This window comes from Pseudomonas sp. FYR_5, assembly GCF_043106315.1.
In the GTDB taxonomy this organism is placed as follows: domain Bacteria; phylum Pseudomonadota; class Gammaproteobacteria; order Pseudomonadales; family Pseudomonadaceae; genus Aquipseudomonas; species Aquipseudomonas putida_Y.
In genome coordinates this window covers 1-6509 of the sequence record NZ_JBICMK010000120.1, presented here as the reverse complement: position 1 = coordinate 6509, position 6509 = coordinate 1, and the positions used below count along the sequence as shown (strand labels likewise).

Below are 6509 nucleotides of genomic sequence, written 5' to 3'. Positions count from 1 at the left end.
ACGGTGGTTCGGCACAGCCGTTGTAGGAGCGGGTTTACCCGCGAACACCGGCAGAGCCGGTGTCACCCCCAGCGGAAGTCTCGAGCTTCAGCGGTTGAAGCGCTCCACCAGCGAATACTGGCTGCCCGCCGTGCTGGTCAGTTCTTCGCTCAGCAGTGCCGAGTGCTGCGCCTGTTCGGCGGTCTGGTCGGCCAGTTCGGCAATGGTGCTGATGTTGCGGCTGATCTCGTCAGCCACAGCGGTCTGCTCCTCGGTTGCAGCTGCAATCTGCGTGGCCATGTCGGTAATATTGGCCACCGCTTCGCTGATGCCTACCAGCGCCTCGTCAGCCTGCATAACCCGATCAACACCTTCCTGTGCCTGGCGGTGGCCGGTTTCCATGGTCAGTACTGCGTTGCTGGCGGTCTGTTGCAGCTTGGCGATCAAACCGTGAATCTGCCCGGTGGATTCGGCGGTGCGCTGGGCCAACTGACGCACTTCATCAGCCACCACGGCAAAACCACGGCCCATTTCACCGGCGCGCGCCGCTTCAATGGCTGCGTTCAGCGCCAGCAGGTTGGTCTGGTCGGCGATGCCCTTGATCACGTCGACCACGCCTCCAATCTCGTCGCTGTCTTTGGCCAGTTGCGTAACCGTCTGGCCGGTCTCGCCCACAGCCGCCGACAGACGTTCGATGGCCTCGCGGGTTTCTCCGGCAATCTGCCGGCCCTGGCTGGTCAGGCGGTTGGCTTCCTGGGTGGCATCGGCGGTGCGCTGCACATGGTTGGCCACTTCCTGAGTGGTGGCAGCCATCTGGTTTACCGCAGCGGCGACTTGCTCGGTCTCCACCCGCTGGCGCTCCAGCCCCGAAGAGCTCTTGTGCGCCAAGGCATCGGACTGGCGTGCCTGGTCGCTCAGGTGTTCGGCACTGTCTTGTAGGCGCGTCAGGCAGGTTTTCATGCGTGCGTCCTGGCTGAGCATCGCCATTTCCAGGCGCGCCTGCACGCCACGGCTGTCGGTGTACATCTGCGCGATCAGTGGGTCGGAAGTGGTTTGCTCGGCCAGTCGCAGCAGGCGCTTGAGGCCGCGTTGCTGCCAGCTCAGACCAAGCAGGCCCAGTGGTACCGAAAGCCCTGCGGCCAAGGCAAAGCCCCAGGAATGACCCAGCCAGTTGCCGATCAGGAAGCCCATCTGGCTGATCAGGATGAACGGTAGCCAGTCCTGCAGCACCGGCAGCCACTTGTCGCGGCGCGGTACCGGCGGCTTGCCCTGGTTGATGCGCTGGTACAGGGCCTCGGCGCGGCGGATCTGCTCGGCGGTGGGCTTGACCCGCACCGACTCGAAGCCGACGACCTGGTTGTTATCGAAGATGGGGGTGACATAGGCGTTGACCCAGTAATGGTCACCGGACTTGCAGCGGTTCTTGACGATACCCATCCACGGCTGGCCCTGCTTGAGGGTTTGCCACATATGGGCAAACACGGCAGGCGGTACGTCGGGGTGGCGCACCAGGTTGTGCGGTGCGCCAGTCAGCTCCTCGCGGGTGAAACCACTGATTTCGATAAAGGCATCGTTGCAGTAGGTGACCACACCCTTGGCGTTGGTGGTGGAGATCAACCGCTGCTGGGCAGGGAAAGTCCGTTCTCTCTGGGTAATCGGCTGGTTGTTACGCATGGGTGATAGTCCGCAGGGCTTTCGACAGGTATCGGCAAGCCGCTGGTTTTATTGAATGGATATTTGGTTCATTGATTGCCATCAATGACGGGTGAGTCAGATGATGACCGAATGGGTGGCCAAGGGCCAGCCCTGTCGCGCGGGACTAGGACGCTTGCGGCTGTGGGGGCATCGGCGCCCATGTAACCAAGCGCCGCCCGCGCGGCGCTCGGTTTAGAGAACGGCACAAATCTTGTGCCAGGCTATCCGTCTCAGTCAGCGATCATCTGGCGCAACACATAATGCAGAATTCCCCCCGCCTTGAAGTACTCCACCTCGTTCAGGGTATCAATCCGGCATAGCACCTCGATCTGTTCCTGCTGGCCATCCTCGCGGGTAATGCGCAAGGACAGGCTCATGCCGGGGCGGATATGTGCGCCGTCCAGCCCCAGTACGTCGATCTGCTCCTTGCCGGTCAGCCCCAGCTGTTTGCGGTTGTGCCCGGCCTTGAATTGCAGCGGCAACACGCCCATGCCTACCAGGTTGGAGCGGTGAATACGCTCGAAGCTTTCTGCCAGCACGGCCTTGACCCCCAGCAGGTTGGTGCCCTTGGCTGCCCAGTCGCGGCTCGAGCCGGTGCCGTACTCCTGGCCGGCAATCACCAGCAGCGGGGTGCCTTCCTGCTGGTAACGCATGGCTGCGTCGTAGATCGACAGCTTCTCGCCAGTGGGCACATGCAAGGTGTTGCCGCCTTCTTCACCTGGGAGCATTTCGTTGCGGATACGGATGTTGGCGAAGGTGCCGCGCATCATCACTTCATGGTTGCCACGCCGCGAACCGTAGGAGTTGAAATCGCGTGGCTCCACACCCTGTTCTCGCAGGTAGCGCCCGGCCGGGCTGTCGGTCTTGATGTTGCCGGCGGGGGAAATGTGGTCAGTGGTCACGGAGTCGCCCAACAGCGCCAGCACCCGTGCGCCGTGAATATTGGCAATTTGTGGTGGCGGCCCGCCGATGCCGTCGAAAAACGGTGGGTGCTGGATGTAGGTGGAGTCAGCCTGCCACACGTAAGTGGCGGCCTGTGGCACCTCGATGGCCTGCCACTGCGCATCACCGGCAAACACTTCGGCGTATTCCTTGTGGAACATCGCCGTATCGACCTTGGCCACAGCCTCGGCAATTTCCTGCTGACTCGGCCAGATATCACGCAGGTAGACCGGTTGGCCGTCCTTGCCTGAGCCTAGCGGGTCGCGTGTCAGGTCCAGGCGCACGCTGCCGGCCAGGGCGTAGGCCACCACCAGCGGGGGCGAGGCCAGCCAGTTGGTCTTGACCAGTGGGTGCACGCGGCCCTCGAAGTTGCGGTTGCCCGATAGCACCGAGGCCACGGTGAGGTCGGCGCTGCCAATGGCTTTTTCGATCGCCTCGTCCAGCGGGCCGGAGTTGCCGATGCAGGTGGTGCAGCCATAGCCGACCAGATCAAAACCGAGTTGGTCGAGGTAAGGCGTGAGCCCGGCTGCCTTGAAGTAGTCGGTGACGACTTTGGAGCCCGGCGCCAGCGAACTCTTGACCCAAGGTTTGCGTTGCAGGCCCTTTTCCAGTGCTTTTTTCGCCACCAGCCCGGCAGCCATCATCACGCTGGGGTTGGACGTGTTGGTACATGAGGTGATCGCGGCAATCACCACGGCCCCATCGCGCAGGGTATGGGTCTGGCCCTGATGGCTGTAGTCGATTGCGCCGGTCTGGTCGGCGTTGCCCACCGCCACACCGCCGCCGCCCTCGCTTTCCAGGCGGCCAACTTCTTTGGTCAGCGGTTTGGGCTGCAGCTCGATGAAGTGGTCGAAGGCTTGGCTGACCTGGCCCAGTGCTACGCGGTCCTGCGGCCGTTTGGGCCCGGCCAGGCTGGCTTCGACCTCGTCCATGTCCAGTGCCAGCGTGTCGCTGAATGACGGCTCATGGCCGGGCAGGCGCCACATGCCCTGCGCCTTGCAGTACTGCTCCACCAGCTGCACGGTCGCTTCGGGGCGGCCCGAAAGGCGCAGATAGTCCAGGGTGACCTGGTCGACCGGGAAGAAACCACAGGTGGCGCCGTATTCCGGTGCCATGTTGGCGATGGTCGCGCGGTCGGCCAGGGGCAGCTCGGCCAGGCCGTCGCCATAGAATTCAACGAACTTGCCCACCACGCCTTTCTTGCGCAGCATTTGCGTCACGGTCAGCACCAGGTCAGTGGCAGTGATGCCCTCCCGCAGCTTGCCGGTCAGCTTGAAGCCGATCACTTCGGGGATCAGCATCGATACCGGCTGGCCGAGCATGGCCGCTTCCGCTTCGATGCCGCCGACACCCCAGCCGAGTACGCCCAGGCCGTTGATCATGGTGGTGTGCGAGTCTGTGCCTACCAAGGTATCGGGGAAGGCATAGGTGCGGCCATCAGCCTCACGGGTCCACACCGTGCGGCCCAGGTATTCCAGGTTGACCTGGTGGCAAATGCCAGTGCCCGGGGGGACCACGCGGAAATTGTCGAAGGCGCTCTGGCCCCAGCGCAGAAAGGCATAGCGCTCACCATTGCGCTGCATTTCGATGTCGACGTTTTCGGCGAAGGCGTGCGGCGTGCCGTAGCGGTCGACCATTACCGAGTGGTCGATCACCAGGTCGACCGGTGACAGCGGGTTGATCCGTTGCGGGTCGCCGCCAGCCTTGGCCATGGCGGCGCGCATGGCCGCCAGGTCGACCACGGCGGGTACGCCGGTGAAGTCCTGCATCAGCACCCGCGCCGGGCGGTACTGGATCTCGCGGTCGGAGCGCCGTTCGCCCAGCCAGTGGGCAATGGCGCGCAAGTCGTCGCCGGTGACGGTCGCACCATCCTCCCAGCGCAGCAGATTTTCCAGCAGCACTTTCAGCGACATGGGCAGACGCTGCAGGTCACCCAGCTGGCGGGCGGCCTCGGTGAGGCTGAAGTAATGGTAGGTCTGGTCGCCGACCTTGAGGGGCTTGAGGGTGTTCAGGCTATCGAGCGAGGGCATTGCCAACTCCTTCTGCACCGGTGCCCGGCAAATATTCACGGTTTGCCGGCAGCACCGCTCTATATCGGTCCGCACGGCACGGACCTGGCTGAATGGTCAGGTTAGACCGGTTTACGCTACCTGACCCTTTTCTGGACCGGCGGGGCGTGTCGCAGGTTCCGAACTTCCTTTATCATCGCCGCCCTGCCGGCGCCTGTGGTGCGCCAGCCGTAGTGGAGTGAGAGATGAATACCCTGTTCATGCATTGCCGGCCCGGTTTCGAGGGCGAGGTTTGCGCCGAAATCAGCGAACATGCCGCCCGCCTGGGCATTGCCGGCTATGCCAAAGGCAAGCCGCAAAGTGCCAGCGCCGAGTTTGTCTGTAGCGAGGAGGGCGGTGCCGAGCGCTTGATGGGGGAGCTGCGCTTCAACCAGCTGATTTTCCCGCGGCAGTGGGCACGTGGCGGTTACGTCGAACTGCCGGAAAGTGACCGCATCAGCGTACTGCTGGCGCAGTTGGCCGATCTCCCGGTGTTCGGTAGCTTGTGGCTTGAGGTGCTGGACAGCAACGAAGGCAAGGAATTGTCTACCTTTTGCCGAAAGTTCGAAGTGCCGTTGCGCAAGGCCCTGGAGAAGGCCGGCCGCCTGGTCGACGACCCTGGCCGCCCACGTTTGCTACTGACCTTCATCAGCGGCCGGCGGGTATTTGTCGGCGTTGCATCGGCCAGCAACAGCGCGTTGTGGCCCATGGGCATCCCGCGCCTGAAGTTCCCTCGCGAGGCACCTAGCCGTTCGACACTCAAGCTGGAAGAAGCCTGGCACCAATTCATTCCGCGTGAGCAGTGGGAGCAGCGCCTGGGTGATGACATGACCGGTGTCGACCTGGGAGCCTCGCCGGGCGGCTGGACCTACCAGCTGGTGCGCCGTGGCATGCTGGTGACAGCCATTGACAACGGGCCGATGGCCGAAAGCCTGATGGATACCGGCCTGGTCCAGCACTTGATGGCCGATGGGTTTACCTGGCAGCCGAAGCAGCCGGTAGACTGGATGGTGTGCGATATCGTCGAGAAGCCGGCGCGTACCACCTCGCTGATCGAAACCTGGCTGGGTGAGGGGTTGTGCCGCGAGGCAGTGGTCAACCTGAAGTTGCCGATGAAGCAGCGTTATGCCGAAGTACGGCGCCTGCTCGACCGCATGGAGGCAACATTCAAGGCACGCAAGATCAGGGTGTCGATTGCCTGCAAGCAGCTTTACCACGACCGCGAGGAAGTGACGTGCCACCTGCGGCGGCTCGATCTGAAGCCACGCTGAGGCCAGCACGTCGTTCTGCTTCTGCTTCTGCTTCTGCTTCTGCTGTTGCTGTTGCTGTTGCTTCTAAGCGCGCGATAGTTCAGGCGACGCAGATTGCGACTTCAGGAGGCCGAGTGCAGGGTTTGCGAAGGGAGGTGACGGGCATGGATGCCCGTCAAGCGCTGGGCCCCAGGATGGGGCCTGCAGCGCGGTCCTCCCGGGAGCAAGCCCGGAGCGAGGGGACCCCGGAGCGCAGCGCAGGGGCCGGATGATGGGAGCCGACGGTTTTTGGTTCCTTTTTGCCACGACAAAAAGGGACCCGCCGTAAGGGCGGAAAGGTGACTATGCGCCACCTTCGCGAATGAATACCTACTTGATGTGGATGCTCACATCCAAGAAGCAAGAAGCAAGAAGCAAGAAGCAAGAAGCAAGAAGCAAGAAGCAAGAAGCAAGAAGCAAGAAGCAAGAAGCAAGAAGCAAAGAGCGAACTCGTCTGTTTTGACTCGGCGAACCGTCCATTTGCGATGGCGACGCTGACTCACCTTTTCGCCCTTACGGCGAGTCACTTTTTGTCAAACGCGACAAAAAGTAACCA

3 protein-coding genes are annotated in these 6509 nt (G+C 62.6%); 1 reads left to right on the top strand and 2 read right to left on the bottom strand.

The window, feature by feature from the left end; all coding sequences use genetic code 11:
- Positions 1-87 precede the first annotated feature (87 nt).
- Together ACF8RA_RS24780 and acnA are read right to left on the bottom strand one after the other, a co-directional pair.
- Complete coding sequence (locus tag ACF8RA_RS24780) at positions 88-1653, bottom strand: PAS domain-containing methyl-accepting chemotaxis protein (RefSeq protein WP_176684417.1); 1566 nt, start codon at positions 1651-1653, stop codon at positions 88-90.
- A 251-nt stretch (positions 1654-1904) separates the two neighbouring features.
- On the bottom strand, positions 1905-4646 hold the full coding sequence (gene acnA / locus ACF8RA_RS24775) for an aconitate hydratase AcnA (RefSeq protein ID WP_392460322.1): 2742 nt from the start codon (positions 4644-4646) through the stop codon (positions 1905-1907).
- Positions 4647-4870: 224 nt separating this feature from the next.
- Between acnA and rlmM the strand changes: the two genes are divergently transcribed.
- The gene (gene rlmM, locus ACF8RA_RS24770) at positions 4871-5935 is read left to right on the top strand and encodes a 23S rRNA (cytidine(2498)-2'-O)-methyltransferase RlmM (protein WP_176684415.1); all 1065 of its coding nucleotides are present in this window, start codon (positions 4871-4873) and stop codon (positions 5933-5935) included.
- Positions 5936-6509: the final 574 nt, after the last annotated feature.